Here is a 12,805-nt window from a genome sequence, read left to right as displayed (position 1 = left end):
GCCCCGCTCCCGTACCGCTCGTCCAGCACCTGCCTCGTCAGCTGCATCAGCCCCTTCACGGTGCCCTTGGAGCGGCCGCGCTGGCGCCGCAGCGCTTCCAGCACTGCGGCGACGACTTTCTCGTCGGCGCGCCCGGTACGGCTGGCGGGCTTGGTCGTGCGGTGGTCAACCAGCCCCCACAGCCATCACGGCGGCCATGCGGAGGGAGAACCTGCGGATCGCCGCCGTCTTCCGCGCCCACAAGCGCGACCTTGCCCAGGCCCACAGCGCCGCCGCGGTCGACGAGGTGACCAGAGATCGCTCGTGAATGGCCTGCGGGCGCTCCTCGCGGGGGACCGCGCCGCCCTGCTGACGGGAGCACCGTCCGACATCGTGATCCCGGGCCCCCTGGCACGGTGGATGCCCCGCCTGGCACCGGCCGCGGTATTCGCCGCAGCCGCCGTCCTGCTGCCGATGGTCCCGCTCATGGCGGACAGCCCCGGGATGGCCACGAGCCTGCGCTGGACCTTCGCCGTGATGGCCGCCGTCTCCCTCGCCACGATCCGCCAGGACGTCGCAGCCCAGGTCAACGAGGTCTTCGCCCGCGCCGTCCCCTGGGAGAAGTAACGCACCTGGGCGGGGTCGCGCAGCGCCTGGACGGCCTCGAATCCGTGATGGGGCACGGGGCCGCCGTTGCTCGCGGTGCCGAGGCAGAGGACGGATGCGTGCTGTTCGTGCCTTTCAGGGGTTCCGCAGGCCGTTGGCCACCCGGAGGAGCTCGGAGGGCGAGAGTGCCGCGTGGTGCGGGTCGATGCTCACCACGGTGAAGGTGCTGACGCCGTCGGACCAGGTGAGGGCGCGTTCGGAATCCGTGTCGCACACGAGGGATGCGCTGTGGCCGTTGACGGACATCGGTGGACCGGCATGGGTGCCCGGTGCCGGGTCGTGGGTGCCGGCTGCGGGGAGGTTTTGGGTGATGCTCAGCGCGGGTTTGCCGACGGTCGCGTAGTAGCGGGTCCAGGAGGGCACGGTGTCGCTGCGGTTGTACGGATTGGGAGTCCAGGGTCCGGCCACGGAGCCGAAGACCTGTGGGACGTCCGATATCGCGGTGAAGCCCGGGGGGAGGTAGCCGACGTCGGCGAGCCGGGCGGCGGGGAACGGGACGAAGGGCTTTCCCGTGTTGGCCTCCGACAGCTGTCTGGTCCCCAGAGGGGCGTGGAGTGTGAGACTGACCAGACGGCCGGCTGAGGGGCACTCGTGGGTCTGGTCCACGGTGCGCCCGGTCTTCAGATCCGCGGCGACCGTCTGCGGCGTCTCGCGCGCAAACAGCCGCGGTTCGGCCTCCTGGCACGGTGCCCACATGACCGGTGTTGTGAGGGTGCGGCCGTCGGCGCTGAGGAGCACCTGGCTGAACAGCCCCGCGTCAGCTCTGGGCTCGCGGTCCGTATAGCGCACCACTGCGGACAGAGCAGCCAGGGTGACGACGGCGCCAACGACGAGGAGGGCCTTGCGGCGCCCCGGTGATGGCATTCGACCACTCCACGTTCGACGGCACGGCCTGTCCTGTTCGACCCGATGTCACCACAGTTCCAGCGCTTTCGCGGTGGCCCGCCCTCCGGCGAGCGACCGTGACACTGTTGGGTATTGGGCGCGTCGGATGATAGTACACACGTCCCCGTGGAGCGCCCGGCGCAGGTGTGCCGGGGCGGGGGGAAGGCGTTCGGTGCCGCGGTCGACCGTCCCCCGTGGACGTGGCGCCCGATGGTGTGCACGCCCGCCCGGGATCCCCTTCTTCCCGGCCCTGCCACGACAGTACCGCACCCGCCTTCGACCCGGCCCGGCGAAGCGGGCCCCACCGCACCCGCCGTCACCTTCCATACCGCCCACCGCTCCGCACGGCCCGCCGACGTGCCCGCGATCTCCACCACGGCCCAGGCGGCTCCTCGAGGCCCGGCTACTACCGGCCGGCTGGAGGACCGGGGCCGCCCGCCGGCACCGTCCGGCGGGCCGCACGTCCATGACCACCAGCAGAGCCGCCCACCCTGGGCGGCCGGGAAGGAGAACAGTGTGAGCCGGGAGATCGACGAGGGCCTGGAGCGGGCCGAGCGCACCAAGCCGATCCCGCAGTCCGTTCCCGCCCGGATGCGGTTCCTGCTCAAGGGCGCCAAGGGCTCCACGAAGAAGCTCGCCCAGGACCTCGGCGTCAGCCAGCGCACCGTCCAGCCCTGGCTCAAGGGCCAGGGCACCCCCAAGCCGGCCGCCGCCAAGGCCATCGAGCAGAAGGTCCGCGCCACCTGGCAGCCGCGGGTGAAGCAGCGGGTGCGCCGCGACGCCGAGAAGAACGGCTTCATGCTCCACATCCAGGCGACCTTCGGTTACAGCGCGGCCGGCGGCTCCACCGACGACCCGCGCGAGCGCACGATCACACCAGAAGATGCCCGGCTCGGTCGCCCAGCGGCTCTACGCCGCCCGCGACGCCGGAGCCAGCCAGGACGAGCAGGAACGGATCCTCGCCGAGGGCCTGCGCGAGCACTACTTCAAGGACAACGGGCACCGCGCCCGCGGCCTCGACGTCGAGCTGAACGACATCGCGTGGATGGACGTCGAGCTGTAGCTGCCTAGAAAGCGCACGGGCCCGCATCGCGCTGATGCGGGCCCGCTGGCGTCAACTAACGCCGTGACTCGGGTGGCATCCCGACTCGCTCGCACAGTTCCTGTGCGATGGAGACGGAATGCGTGGGGACGTCGCACCCTCTGTCGACCTTGAATAATCCAGAAATAATCACAATTACAAGCGACAAAACAGCAGCCCAGAACTTCAGGCGGCCAGTCCAGCTGAGACGCCCAAGCGCCCAGTGGCTGCCAGTAGCCGCAGGCGGCGTGCTGGCATCTGTAACGATCTCGTCCTGCAAACGCTGCGGCCGCATCATACGTACTACGTACCGCAGAGGCCGCGCCAAAGGCGCAGCGGTGCTACTTCGATCGCGCTTTCGCTTCTTCATGCGATGGCCTCTCTTGACTTTTCAAGGACTGCCGAGGCGTCCCCCTCGGCTCCTACAGAGTGCCAGCGATGCTTGAACATCACAAGCCTCAGCTACTCACGTAGAGAAGCTTGTTGACACTCCGTTACATCGCGGACGTCGAAGGCAGGGTCAAGGGTCGAGGCAGTGGCGCCATGAGCGCCCCGGGTGATCCGGCTCGGCGCGGTGGACGTCGATTCCCGCGGCCCTGCCTTGCGGCCATCCTGGGCCCGGGTGCCGGGCGGCCCTGGCCGCCGCGGTGCCCGACAGGCCCGTGGAACCAGGGCCGTCCGGCCTGCAGTATCGCCGCGTCGCCGAAAACCAGAATTTCCGACCTCCCCGGAGCGGTCGGGAATTTCTCATTTTTGGCCGTTCGGAAATTCCGGAATGCGGGACTTCCTTTGGGTTGCCTCGGCGCCGGGCTGAGTCGGGATCAACTGGCCGCGACTGCGCCGGGGTGGCCGGCCTGCTTGAGCTTCATCTCGGCCTTGTGCCGGTTCTCCACACCCGCCCAGTACGGGTGCGTCTAAAGCTCGGCGCCGACCGTGGTGAACGCGGCCCGCTGCTCCTCGCCGGGGTCGGCGGCCCAGTCGGCCTCGGCGGTGTACCAGCGGCGCTGGAGTTCGAGCAGGTCAGCGGGGAAATCGGTGTCGGACACCGGCCCATCGTAGGTCGCACACCCGTGCGGCCGACGGCACGGCACCCCGAGGGCGGGACGAGGCGGCCGGGGCGCTGCCGACCGGAACGGCCCACAGGCCGGCCCGGGGCGGCTACCGTGGGAGCGCGGGTGCCCGGCCGGACACCCCAAGAGCCGGTGTGGAGGGAGGCGGACCGTTGAGCGCGCAGCCGATCGCGTACGCGGACGTGAACCACGAGGCCGCGCTGAAGTACGCCGTCCAGCTCATCGACCACCGATGGGCCCAGGTCATCGAGGGGCGGATCGTCCTGGTGTCACCCACATGGGACCACGAGAACGTCGCCGCCAAGATCCGCCGCCAGCTCGACCGGCGCGTCGACGAGCTCGGCTGCATCAGCGGCTCCGGCAACCTCGACCTGCCCGGCTCCCCGAACTGGTACATGCCCGACCTCGCCGTCATCCCCGAAGACCTCGCCAAAGGCGCCGGCGCCCTCACCCCCGACCAGACCCTCCTGGTCGTCGAAGTCACCTCCGACTCCAACGGCGACACCGACCGCCTCACCAAACGCAAGCGCTACGCCCAGTACGGCGCCCCGCTCTACCTGCTCGCCGACCGGCAGAACCGCACCTGCACCCTGTTCTCCGAACCCCACGACCTCGGCTACGCCGTAGTGGACGGCCCCCACCCCTTCGGCGCCCCGATCCGGCTGCCCGAGCCGTTCAACCTCGTCCTGGACACCACGGCGTTCTGACCACCGCCGTCCCAGCCATGTCCTAGCGCACCCGCTATGTCCGTTTCGCTAGGACGTCGCGACCCGTTGCCCCAGGTGACCGTGTTCCGCGTCGGACCTGGGACATAGCTGGGACAGCTCGCCGCAGCAGGCCCGTTTCGCCTGGTGAACGGGCCTCCTGTGGCACCTGTAGCACCTGTGTCCGGGCGGGCGGACCGGTCGGCCTCGACGGCGGCCTTTCCGCAACGAGGGACCGAACCAATAGACCCCGCCGCTGACCTGAATCAAAACCGTTCGGTCGCTCGCGCGTCGCCGGTCAGCGCGTACCGGCGGCATGCGAGCAGTTCCTCGGCGCTGCTGCCGATCTCCTCGCCCAGGACGTGCAGGACCTCCTCGGCGTCCCGCTCGGCGACATACCCGGGCACCACCCGAAGGGCCAGCAGCCCGAGCTCGCGCCGCACGGCCAGCCGCTCCTGGGCCAGGCCGTGCCCCTGGGCCACCAGCGCCCGCCACGCCTCGACCGGGTACCCGTCCGGGCCCGGCGCGTTTTCCAGCTCGGCCGCCGGTACGTCCGGACGCTCGCGCAGCTCGGCCACCGCCGCCGCGACCACCGCGCTGATCCGGCCCGGTTCCAGCTGCGCGCCGCCGACCTCGGCGCGGGCCCGCGCCAGGTGCTCGGCGACCAGGTCCGCGAGCTCCGCCAGGCGCCCGCGGATCTCGACCACCGCCCGCACCGGCAGCACCAGGGGGCTGTCCCACGCGTGGGACAGCTGCAGTCCGGCCTCCCGGCCGACGACGTCCCCGATCGCCTCGGCGACGGCCGCCAGGTCCAGCAGCCGATACGCCGTCGACCGGGACACTCCCAGCTCCCCGGCCGCGTTCCCACCCCACAACGGTCCGACGGCCAGGCCGCAGGTTGCGTTTTGCCCGATAAGCGGGCAGCTCGCGCTCCAGGTCGCCGAGTACCGAGGCGGGCATCGCCGCGGCGAGCGCGCAGACCGCGACCAGCGCGATCCGTTCGCCCATCGACAGCTCCGGGAGCGCCTGGGCATGCGGGCTGCCGGTGACGATGGCGGCGGTCGTACGCCAGCTCCTCGGCAAGCTGCCCGTCGCCGCCGGGGACGACTTCCCGGCCGGTCGCCTGCTCGATCGCGTCGGCGGTCCGCTTCGGCACCCGGCGGTGCCGCTCCTCCGCCTGCCGGGCCGCGAGCTCGCGCACCCACCCGGCCGCCCGCCGGCCCGCCTCGGACGCCTCGGCGAGCACCTCGTTCACCGCGTGCTGGCGCTCCCGCTGCTCCTGGTCCTCGCTGTCGCCGGTGTCCTCGACGCGGGGGAAGGTGGTCAGATCCGTCATGACGGGTGAACCGGCGCGGCCCCACCACGGTCACGGGCAGACTGTGATCATGACTTCCGCCCGCCGCCCGCTGTGGCAGCCCTGCGCCGACCCGGCCACCCACACGCCCCCGGCCGAAGCGCAGCGGCTGCTGCCGGCCGAGCGCCTGCCGCTCCCGGAAGCGCCCGCCGCGCCCCGTCCGGATCGGTCCCGGGCCGAAGGCGGGCGCCGACCGCTCGGCCCGGGAGGCCTCACCTTCACCGAGGCCGAGTAGGACCGGCCGCGCCACGCACCCCGGCCGCTGCGCATGCGCAACCGCCGCCCGCCGTCCTTGTCTACGTCGCTGCGCATGCGCAAGCCGTTCCTGCGCATGTGCAGCGGCCAGCCGTACGCCACCGGCGGCACCGCGCTGTCCGGGTGGGCGAATACCCTCCCGATCATGAAGACGGAAAACGACGCGCGAGGAATCAAGGCCGGCGGGGGAATCGACGCGCGAGGAATCGAGGTGGAGTCACAGGCGCGGGGTTGCGCCGAGTGCGGCGCCGAACTGCGCACCGCCGGGCCGGGCCGACGCCCGGTCTACTGCGGTCGGGCCTGTTCCTCGAAGGCGTATCGACGCCGGCGGGCGGAGCACCAGCAGGATGCCGTCGCCGACGCCCTTGTTACCTCGCGCGTCGAATTGAGCGACACAGAGCCCGGTGACGAGGCCGGCCACCGCGAGCTCCTGGAGCTCGCCGCCGCCGTGCAGCGCAGCACCGCCCGCTTCCTGGAGAACCTGGAAAAGGCCCGCCGCGGCGAGGGCGACGACCCGCGCTGCAACCAGGCCCTCGCACTGCTGGAGACCAACCTCACCGGCGCCACGCAGCGGATCATGCGCAAGGCTCACGTGTTGCGCTACGAGATGACCTCCACCCGGCTCCGCGCCGAGCAGGCCGGCGCCCAGGCGCCCACCCCCGAGCCCGCCGCTGCCCCGCTTGATTCCCCGCGCGTCGAAACCGACGGCCCCGCCGTCAACGTTGACCCCACCCCGTCGACCGCCACCGCGCAGAACCCGGCCGCCGTTCCCGGGCAGCTGCGCCTGGCGCTCGCCGCCGAGCCCACCACCCACTCGCCGCTCGCCCGCGGCCTGGGCGCCCCGCCCAACACCTGGAGCATCGACGGGAGCGACCTGGTAGTGGAAGGCTGGAGCAGCGCTCCCGACCTGTTCGCTGTCCGCGACCCGAACCGCCGACTGCTGGGCTGGATCGAGGCGCTCGGCGACGGCTGGGGCGCCTACATCCAGGGCCGCCTGATCATCGACGCCACCGACGGCGACCCCTGGCTCTCCACGGACGCGCCCCACGCCGTAGCCCTGCTCCGCGCCGGCCGGGACCAGCAGCTGACCTGACCCGCGCCGCCAGCGGCCCGGCGTTGATGGCGCTCGTTGAAAAGCCCACTCTGGACCAGCTTGGCCGCACCTGCTATCTCGGCGTTCTGCCCCCTGCGGAAGACGGTGACGCTAACCTGAGAATCGATCATGTCCATGGCAGGGTTGGATGCCTGGCATGGCTTCGTTCAACGAGAAGGGCGACACGATGGCGACTGGAACGGTCAAGTGGTTCAACGACGCCAAGGGGTACGGGCTCATCACCCCGGAGGGCGGAGGTGACGATCTCTTCGCCCACTTCTCGGAGATCAGGACGGAGGGGTTCAAGACCTTGCAGGAGAACCAAAAGGTCGAGTTCGAAGTCAAGACCGGCCCGAAGGGCTTGCAGGCTGCGAACATCAAGCCGCTCTGACACAGGCATCCCTTGCGCTCCGCCTCCTGAGTCCGCGTCGACGGCCAAGGCCGGTACGGCGGCCGACCCGGCGACCTGTCCGCCCCGGCTGCTCGGTCCCGGCTGGGACCTGGTGGTCTGGAGCCGGGCCCCGGCCTGTTCTACGTCCGCGAGGACGGCCGGGCGCTCGGCTGGATCGAGTACGGTGCCGGCCGCGTGGACGGCTGGGCCGTGCTCGACGGCCGCTACTCGACTCCAAGGCACCCAGCCGCCCGCTCGCCTGCGACACCGCCGCCGACGCCGCCCTGATCGTCCGCCAAGCCCTGGACCAGGGCCTGATCGACTGTGACTGGTCGAGGTAGTTGTCACCGGGGCGCCCTACGACCTGCGCGTTCGCCTCACCGTGGTCGCGCTAGCTGTCACCAAGTGGTCGAGATTGTTGTCACCTGCCTCGCCTGGTCACGGCGGTTGTCACCGCCCGGGGCAGCGAACCGGCTGGTCAAGGCCGGCGCTCCAACCTGGCGGGTGACGACCGCCGTGTGCATCACCAGAGCACTACGCCGGCCTGACGCCCCAGGAGACGCAGATCGTCCGCTTCGCCGCCCAGGGGATGTCCAACCGGGACATCGTCGCCCAGCTCTTCCTGAGCTCGCGAACGGTCGGCTACCACCTCTACAAGGCCTATCCGAAGCCCGGCGTCGGCTCGCGCGGGGAACTGGCGGCGCTGGTCTGACGGCGTTGGTCTGACGGCCTTGGTCTAAAAACCGGTTGCTAGGGAGCGCGGCTCAGATCACGATGTGCGGCATGTACCTGTGCTGACGAATGCCACGTAGCAACTCACCCCTACGCGATCGACCTCTGCGCCGGGCCACCGGCCGCGCGCTGAGGCGACGACACGCGCGCTCACGCGATCGACCGCCCTCGGCGCTCGGCCATGTGGCCATGTCCCGAGGCGATGAGACGCGCTGTCGCGAGTTGCCACGGAGAGACACGACCTGTTGCGCGATCGACCTCGGGACGCCCGCCATGCGGCCACCCGCCCCGAGGCGATGACACGCGCCCTCGTGAACACTCGTCAGATCCCAGGAGCCCCGGCCGATCCAGCCGATCCGGCCTGCGCGCGTTCCTGCTGAACCAGGAAACAGACCACCATGCATACCGAACGCAAGGCCCGCTGGGCCGTGCGCCAGTCCGCGCTGCCCACCATCGTCCGCAGCTGCCCGGACTGCTCCAGCAAGCGGCACCGGCCCTCGGGCAAGATCCGTGTAAACGCCAACGGCAAGCTCCTCGACGTCTGGCTGCTGCTCAGCTGCGCGGGCTGCGACCGGACCTCGAAGGTGCCCGTCCACGAGCGCGTCCACACGTCGTCGCTGGAACCCGCCCGCAGGGAGGCGTACGAGAACAACGACCTCGCCGTGGTGCGGGAACTGACGATGAGTGCGTCGCTCGCCGCCAAGAACGGCTACAGCCTGGACTGGAGCGGCACCTGGGAGCTGGAGGCACGCACGCCGCTCCACGCGATCGACGATCCGACCCCGCTGACGGTGCTGGTGAGCTTCGAGCTGCCGGTCCCGGTCCGGGTCGAACGCCTGCTCATGTCCGGCCTCGGCCTCAGCCGCAGCCGGGTCCGCCGGATGGTCGCGGACGGCCGCATCCGCCTGCCGCTCGCCCCGGACGCCAAGACGCGCCGCGACTTCGAGCTGACGGTCCACGCCCCGGCGGCGACCCTGGCTCAGCTCGCGGCTCCGGTCGCGGCGACGCGGCGGGAGGCGGTGCGCGAACTCGGCGCCGCCGACGCCGTCGAGGCGCCGCTGCGCATGTCGCGCGCGGTGTCCGGGGCGTAGGCCGAAGGCTCGGTGCGGGGCGGTACCCGCGCGCGGCTCACGGACTCGCCGTTTGTGAGCCGCGCGGCGGGCTCCCGCGTGGCAGGTCCAGCCTCCTCCGACGACGCAGTCTGGGGTGCCGCAACGGTGGCGGCAGGCGATGATCGGAGCGTGACCGGCACCCCGAGCGTCCCCACGCCCGACGGCAGGATCGTCGCCATCGACGCAGGTCACCAGGCTGTGTGCTTCTACCGTCACTACCCGCAGCCGGTGGCCGCGGTGTGGCGGCACCTGTCGCGCCCGGCACTGCTGCGGCGCTGGCTGGCTGCCGCCGACCGGTTGGATCCGGCTGAGGGCGGCGCGGTGGTGCTCCGCTGGCTGGCCACCGATCCCGATGGCCGCACCGTGATCGCCTCCGGCGCCGTCACGGCCTACGATCCGCCGACCCTGTTGGAGCTGGACCTCGACCCGCACGGGCGGGTCCGGTTCGACCTGACCGACGAGGGCGGCGGCACGCCTCTACCTTCAGCGCCAAGCTGCCCGCGCCCTCCTCGGGGAGGGTTCCGGGAAGGGGGTGGTGACAGACATCGCGACCAGGTGACAACTACCTCGACCAGTCACAAGGGCCCCGACCACCACGAGGCCGCTCCCAGCGCTTGAATGGGAACGCCTGTTCGATTTATCGTGGGGGGGTGACCAGCGCAGTCCCGTTCTCCTGCTCCCGCCCCAATCACCCTGAGCACCAGCCGGGTGATGCCGAGCGGGCGCCGCGTGAGCTGATGTCCGGGCCCGGCCGCTGCTGGAACGCCGAGCCGCGCTGGCGGTGGGTGGAGATCCGCCTTGGCGACCAATGGCGGCCCGGCCGAATCGAGAGCTGGCGCCTGCACCAGGGCTCCACCACCTGGGTCGCCCTGGTCCACTGGGGCCCCGATTTCGACGACTGGGGCTGGTACCTCCACCACCCCGACACAATCCGCCAGACCCCCCAGCCGACCGACCCGAACGGCCCGGCGAGCTGGTTAACGGCGACAACGAGGGCGCGGCCGGCGACCTTGCCGACGCCCTGCAGGAGTTCGCCGACCACGCCGCCGCGCCCAACGCCAGCGCCAACGTCTGGTTGACCATCGGCACCCCGTACGAAATCGAACAACGAACCGTCCGCCTCCCCGCCGGCGTCGCCGACTGGATCACCGAGCTGCTCCGCGACGAGACCCAGATGCTGGCATCTGGCCACCGGGCCGCAGACCCAAAGGAGGACGACGAAGTCGAACCGGCCTGGTGGTGACCCGGTGCCCGACCACGACTACAGGGAACTGGTCGGTGGCCCGCCCGACAGGCTGTTGCTGGACGTCACCGGCTGGGACACCGAGCAGCTTGCCGAGGGCGCCGCGCTGATTGCCGAGACCGGCCGGTACGGTGCCGGCGGCCGCGCCCACTACGAACCGAGGCCCGCGGACCCGCGCCGCCGGGACTGGGCTGGCGACACCCCCTTGACCGGCCCGGACTGCCCCGCGTCGCCACTTCCTCGACCACGTCGTCGATACCGCGAGCAACCGAGCCCGAATGTGACTAGACGACTTGCTGTCCCGTCAGCGGGTCGAGCACGCGGGGCCGACGGCAGCATGGCTTCCTGACAGCGTGGACACCACTCACTTCCGCCTTCTTCTTGCCAGCTGCGTGGCCGAGCGCTTCGACGTACGCAGCAACGAGCCCGCCCGGTACCACCTGTCCGTCACGGCTGCGGGCGCGCTGGCCGAGATCCTGACACGTACGCGAGGGCGGTCCTCGACGGACTCGTCAGGGAAGAAGAACGCAAAGGCGGTCCGTTGCCCGGCCTGGGCTTCGTGCGGTACTTCGACAGCGCCCTCACCCGAGCCATCGGTGACCTGGACGACCACGGAGACGGCTTCCACGAGGCCTGGCACACCATGCTGCTGCTGCGCAGCATCCTGCCCGGCGGTGAATTGGCCGCGTTCATCGAGTGCGTGCTGGATGCACTCAACCAGGCCAGGCCCGGCCCAGACGCTTCAAGGGACCAACAGCTGCGAACGGTGAGCCACCCTGTGCCGTGAAGGCATCTGGCGAAAGGCCGCCACCCTGATGGCGACGCCCTCGGCCGTCTGTGAGCGGAAACCGGACGACCTGCAGAAAGCCTTCGAGTCCGAGGACGTCCTCCCGGTGCTCAGCCGCCAGCTCGTCAACACCAGCCAGATCGTCTGGCGCAAGCACCGCTTCGTGCAGTATTCCTTCGCCGCCGCGGGCACCGGGGCGCTGTTCGTCTTCGCCGCCTGGATGCTCTCGTGAAGCCGGTCGGCCAGCCGCGTGCCGCAGCCAGGCACCTCGCTCCGGGGTATGAAAACCCTGGGACGCCGGGCCGTATAGCAGGCGCGGCCCGATCCTCCTTCCCGCGTCAGCGTGTGGTGCGGCCGACGGCGACCACCGTCGGACCGGCACCCGCTGCAGGACGAAGTTCACCGACGCGCGGTGGGCGGAGCGCGAGCGGGCCGCCGCAGAGGCTGCGGCAGCCGAGGCGAAGCGCACCCGCTCCTGGTGGCGCCGCTCCTGATCCCCGCCAGTCTTTCTTACGACAGCGAACCTGGACCGATTGCCACCGAACTTGGACCGCCGGTCGTTCGTGCAGCGAACTTGGACCGCCGCAGGTCAGACCCTGGGAACATGTCTCACCGAACACCCGAGGGTCTGGGCGCCGTCCGCCCGTCCTGCCGCCCCTGGTCAGTGACGTCGTCGGCTTCCGCTTCGCAGACTCCTCCGAGAGCCAGGACTTTTCATCGGCACCACCGGTTCGGCGCCGGCGCGCTCGTGGTGCTGGCCAGGCGGCTGTGCGGCGCTTTACTCATACTTGAACGCGTTCAGTTTTTCTGCCAGTGTGTGAGGGCTGGCGGCGAAAGTCCGCCGAACGCGGGGGTGGCACAGTGCTAATGATCGTCGACCTGTTTGTGATCGGGCTGGGATTCCTGACGCTGCCCGTCTTGGCTGGGGTACTCGCGGCCGCAGGCAGCCGCCGGTGGCCTTGGTACCTGCGCATCCTCGCGGTCATGGTCGGCCCCGCCGCAAGTGGACTCCTGATCCGCGCCATGACGGGAGCTGTCATCAGCGTCGCGGGTACGGTGATCGCCGCCGAGATGGCCGGCCTCTTGGGGGCGCTGGTGGTGCTCCAGTGCCAAGACCGGAAGCGGATGCGAGCGACCCACTGACCGCGCCTACTCGCCCCAGACAGGTGTCCGGGGACGACGAAGCGCGGCGCACCGGCTTGGTGCTGCGGCGCTTCCGCGATCGGAAGCGCGCCGAGGGGCAGGAGCGCCACACCCAAGCCATCCACGCCCTGGCCCTGCGCCCCGGACGCCTGCTACGGCGTCGCATGGACCCTGCTGCACCTCATCGAGACAGGCCCGAATACGGTCCTGACCACTGAGTGGTGTGCATCGTGAAGTGGCAGGTCGCGGGCCTGGTGTGCGTCGGCGTCGGGGTGCTCACGCTGGTTGCGGGCGGATGGCTTCGGTGAAG

The 12,805-nt window shown here is 70.9% G+C and carries 16 protein-coding genes and 3 pseudogenes; 16 read left to right on the top strand and 3 right to left on the bottom strand.

What is annotated here, in order from left to right:
- Positions 1-303: 303 nt before the first annotated feature.
- Positions 304-606, top strand: coding sequence for a hypothetical protein (locus tag ACZ3TI_RS40020; protein ID WP_400667157.1), 303 nt, complete (start codon positions 304-306; stop codon positions 604-606).
- 114 nt (positions 607-720) lie between these two features.
- Here the strand turns inward: ACZ3TI_RS40020 and ACZ3TI_RS40015 are convergent, their stop codons facing one another.
- Positions 721-1,509, bottom strand: coding sequence for a hypothetical protein (locus ACZ3TI_RS40015; RefSeq protein WP_465735380.1), 789 nt, complete (start codon positions 1,507-1,509; stop codon positions 721-723).
- A 231-nt stretch (positions 1,510-1,740) separates the two neighbouring features.
- Here ACZ3TI_RS40015 and ACZ3TI_RS40010 point away from each other — a divergent pair.
- Together ACZ3TI_RS40010 and ACZ3TI_RS40005 are read left to right on the top strand one after the other, a co-directional pair.
- Positions 1,741-2,349 (top strand): annotated as a pseudogene (locus ACZ3TI_RS40010) (helix-turn-helix domain-containing protein); the annotation flags it as partial.
- A 64-nt stretch (positions 2,350-2,413) separates the two neighbouring features.
- Positions 2,414-2,593, top strand: a complete 180-nt coding sequence (locus tag ACZ3TI_RS40005) for a hypothetical protein (RefSeq protein WP_465735384.1) — start codon at positions 2,414-2,416, stop codon at positions 2,591-2,593.
- A gap of 932 nt (positions 2,594-3,525) precedes the next feature.
- Here ACZ3TI_RS40005 and ACZ3TI_RS40000 read toward each other — a convergent pair.
- Positions 3,526-3,657, bottom strand: a complete 132-nt coding sequence (locus ACZ3TI_RS40000) for a hypothetical protein (RefSeq protein WP_465735378.1) — start codon at positions 3,655-3,657, stop codon at positions 3,526-3,528.
- Positions 3,658-3,833: 176 nt separating this feature from the next.
- Here ACZ3TI_RS40000 and ACZ3TI_RS39995 point away from each other — a divergent pair, with 176 nt between their 5' ends.
- Positions 3,834-4,388, top strand: coding sequence for a Uma2 family endonuclease (locus ACZ3TI_RS39995; protein WP_465735376.1), 555 nt, complete (start codon positions 3,834-3,836; stop codon positions 4,386-4,388).
- Between the two features lie 263 nt (positions 4,389-4,651).
- Here the strand turns inward: ACZ3TI_RS39995 and ACZ3TI_RS39990 are convergent, their stop codons facing one another.
- Positions 4,652-5,227, bottom strand: a complete 576-nt coding sequence (locus ACZ3TI_RS39990) for a hypothetical protein (RefSeq protein WP_465735374.1) — start codon at positions 5,225-5,227, stop codon at positions 4,652-4,654.
- A gap of 209 nt (positions 5,228-5,436) precedes the next feature.
- Here ACZ3TI_RS39990 and ACZ3TI_RS39985 point away from each other — a divergent pair, with 209 nt between their 5' ends.
- The 12 genes and pseudogenes from ACZ3TI_RS39985 (at position 5,437) to ACZ3TI_RS39930 (ending at position 12,495) form a co-directional block, all read left to right on the top strand.
- On the top strand, positions 5,437-5,730 hold the full coding sequence (locus ACZ3TI_RS39985) for a hypothetical protein (RefSeq protein WP_465735372.1): 294 nt from the start codon (positions 5,437-5,439) through the stop codon (positions 5,728-5,730).
- A 40-nt stretch (positions 5,731-5,770) separates the two neighbouring features.
- Entirely contained in the window at positions 5,771-5,974 is a 204-nt protein-coding gene (locus ACZ3TI_RS39980; protein ID WP_465735370.1) for a hypothetical protein, read from the top strand.
- 75 nt (positions 5,975-6,049) lie between these two features.
- Positions 6,050-7,087 carry a hypothetical protein gene (locus ACZ3TI_RS39975; RefSeq protein ID WP_465735369.1) on the top strand — a complete coding sequence of 346 codons (1,038 nt, stop codon included), beginning with the start codon at positions 6,050-6,052 and terminating at the stop codon, positions 7,085-7,087.
- A 187-nt stretch (positions 7,088-7,274) separates the two neighbouring features.
- Entirely contained in the window at positions 7,275-7,478 is a 204-nt protein-coding gene (locus ACZ3TI_RS39970) for a cold-shock protein (protein WP_465735382.1), read from the top strand.
- Between the two features lie 544 nt (positions 7,479-8,022).
- Positions 8,023-8,190, top strand: a pseudogene (locus ACZ3TI_RS39965) (helix-turn-helix domain-containing protein); the annotation flags it as partial.
- A gap of 418 nt (positions 8,191-8,608) precedes the next feature.
- A complete protein-coding gene (locus ACZ3TI_RS39960) occupies positions 8,609-9,301 on the top strand; it encodes a DUF1062 domain-containing protein (protein ID WP_465735367.1) in 693 nt (230 codons plus the stop codon).
- Positions 9,302-9,451: 150 nt separating this feature from the next.
- Positions 9,452-9,940 carry an SRPBCC family protein gene (locus tag ACZ3TI_RS39955; protein WP_465735365.1) on the top strand — a complete coding sequence of 163 codons (489 nt, stop codon included), beginning with the start codon at positions 9,452-9,454 and terminating at the stop codon, positions 9,938-9,940.
- 457 nt (positions 9,941-10,397) lie between these two features.
- A complete protein-coding gene (locus ACZ3TI_RS39950) occupies positions 10,398-10,565 on the top strand; it encodes a hypothetical protein (RefSeq protein ID WP_465735363.1) in 168 nt (55 codons plus the stop codon).
- Positions 10,507-10,764: pseudogene (locus ACZ3TI_RS39945) on the top strand (hypothetical protein); the annotation flags it as partial. The gene ACZ3TI_RS39950 and the pseudogene ACZ3TI_RS39945, both read left to right, overlap by 59 nt.
- 342 nt (positions 10,765-11,106) lie before the next feature.
- On the top strand, positions 11,107-11,352 hold the full coding sequence (locus ACZ3TI_RS39940; RefSeq protein WP_465735361.1) for a hypothetical protein: 246 nt from the start codon (positions 11,107-11,109) through the stop codon (positions 11,350-11,352).
- Positions 11,353-11,380: 28 nt separating this feature from the next.
- Positions 11,381-11,584 (top strand): Pycsar system effector family protein, encoded by a 204-nt coding sequence (locus ACZ3TI_RS39935; RefSeq protein ID WP_465735359.1) that lies wholly within the window; start codon positions 11,381-11,383, stop codon positions 11,582-11,584.
- Between the two features lie 635 nt (positions 11,585-12,219).
- The gene (locus ACZ3TI_RS39930) at positions 12,220-12,495 is read left to right on the top strand and encodes a hypothetical protein (RefSeq protein ID WP_465735357.1); all 276 of its coding nucleotides are present in this window, start codon (positions 12,220-12,222) and stop codon (positions 12,493-12,495) included.
- Positions 12,496-12,805: the final 310 nt, after the last annotated feature.

It is taken from the genome of Kitasatospora sp. NPDC023120, assembly GCF_055560835.1.
This window is presented reverse-complemented; position numbering and strand designations above follow the sequence as displayed.